Raw genomic sequence first — 1784 nt, 5'->3', positions numbered from 1 at the left:
GCGTCAGGATCGCGGCCCCGGCCGTTTGGCGTTGACGACGGCTTCGGGGCAGCCGACGCCTTCGAGACGGACGACGGCTTCGGGAAAAGAGAAGAGCCGCGTACGGTCGCCCTCACCGACGTCCGTACGCGGCGTCTCCGCCTGCCGGGGCGCTCTGCGCACCACACACGCCCGTCCGCGTGTCATCGCGGCCGCGGCCTCCCCGGCGGCACTGTTCCCCGTCCCCAGGGGACCAGTGCCCGTTTCTGTGGCCGACCCCGTCGGGGCCGGCGTGATCTCAGCGGCCGATCAGATCGGCGACGGCCTGGGCCTGGTTCGCCATCTGATCCCAACCGCCGAAGAGCAGCACCAGCAGAACCGCGCACGGCAGGGCCATGGCCAGTGCCACGGCCGGGTGCCTGGTGGGCTGCTCGGCCGACCGGGACTGGATGACGGCCGACCGACGGCGGGGGTTTCCCGTGAGCTGCGGTGCCATGCCCTTACTCCTGTGGTCCGGTCGAGTTGGCGCGGTGAACGGCTTACCTCGGGGGACGAGCTCCCCGTCCACCGCTGAACACAACGCTATTGCTCAGGGGGCCGTCCGGGCGTCATGCCGTCGTACTGTTCCTCGGGCATCCCGGAGGATGACGCTCAGACTTCAGGCGTACTACCGCAGGGGGAGGGAGCCTTGGCCGCGACCCCGGGGGAACCCTGAGGGGCAACCCCGAGAAAGGCTTCGGCACCCCTATGACCTGCGGGTCAGCGCACGATCCGACAATCACACGGCTGCTTGAGGTGTTGCGTATCAGCACACCGCAGGGGGCAGTCCGTAAGCTGTGCCAGACAGGAACTGACGATGCCCCAACCGACGGGGCCTCACCCACAGGCTGACGGGGAACGGAACATGGCGATGATGCGGCTGAGGCGTGAGGACCCCCGCATCGTCGGGCCGTACCGCCTGCACCGGCGACTGGGCGCCGGCGGCATGGGCGTGGTCTACCTCGGCTCCGACCGCCGCGGACAGCGCGTCGCCCTCAAGCTGATCCGCGCCGAACTCGCCGAGGACCAGGAGTTCCGCACCCGCTTCGCCCGCGAGATCGCCGCCGCCTCCCGCATCCGGGGCGGCTGCACCGCCCGCGTCGTCGGCTCCGACATCGAGGCCGACCGCCCCTGGCTCGCCACCGCGTACGTGCCCGGGCCCTCCCTCTACAAGCAGGTCGGCGACGAAGGGCCGCTGAGCTGGCCCGAGGCCGCCCGGATCGGCGCCGCACTCGCCGACGGGCTGGTCAAGGTGCACGAGGCCGGGGTCGTCCACCGCGACCTCAAGCCCTCCAACATCCTGCTCTCGCCGCGGGGCCCGCGCATCATCGACTTCGGCATCGCCTGGTCGCGCGGCGCCAGCACCCTCACCCACGTCGGCACCGCCGTCGGCTCCCCCGGCTTCCTCGCGCCCGAACAGGTCCGCGGCGCCGCCGTCACCCCCGCCACCGACGTGTTCGCGTTCGGGGCCACCCTCGCCTACGCGCTCACCGGGGACACCCCGTTCGGATCCGGGGCGTCCTCCGAAGTCATGCTCTACCGGGTCGTCCACGAGGAACCCGACCTGTCCGCCGTACCGACGCCACTGGCACCGCTCATCCGCGCCTGCCTCGCCAAGGAACCCGCCGAACGGCCCGGCGCGGCCGCACTGCACGAGCGCCTCAGCGAACTCGCGGCGCGCGGGGCGGCAGCCGGAACCGCCACCCGGACCGCGCGGCCCGGCCACGGGCGGGCCGCGGCACCCGCCCCGGCGGGCCCGGCGGCCC

2 protein-coding genes are annotated in these 1784 nt (G+C 72.8%); one reads left to right on the top strand and one right to left on the bottom strand.

Annotation, left to right across the window (positions count from 1 at the left end; translation table 11 throughout):
* Window positions 1-277 precede the first annotated feature (277 nt).
* Window positions 278-475, bottom strand: a complete 198-nt coding sequence (locus ACFWPI_RS39440; protein WP_363372835.1) for a hypothetical protein — start codon at window positions 473-475, stop codon at window positions 278-280.
* Window positions 476-883: 408 nt separating this feature from the next.
* Here ACFWPI_RS39440 and ACFWPI_RS39435 point away from each other — a divergent pair.
* A partial coding sequence (locus ACFWPI_RS39435) for a serine/threonine-protein kinase (protein WP_380425387.1) occupies window positions 884-1784 on the top strand: 901 nt, incomplete at its 3' end.

Origin of the sequence: Kitasatospora sp. NPDC058492 (genome assembly GCF_042720685.1) — a bacterium.
Lineage (GTDB): Bacteria > Actinomycetota > Actinomycetes > Streptomycetales > Streptomycetaceae > Kitasatospora.
Note: the sequence above shows the minus strand (reverse complement) of the source record. Positions and strands in the feature narration are given on the sequence as shown.

Excerpts from the sequence above, each read along its gene's own strand:
- ACFWPI_RS39440 (WP_363372835.1), bottom strand. The coding sequence starts at position 475 with ATGGCACCGCAGCTCACGGGAAACCCCCGCCGTCGGTCGGCCGTCATC.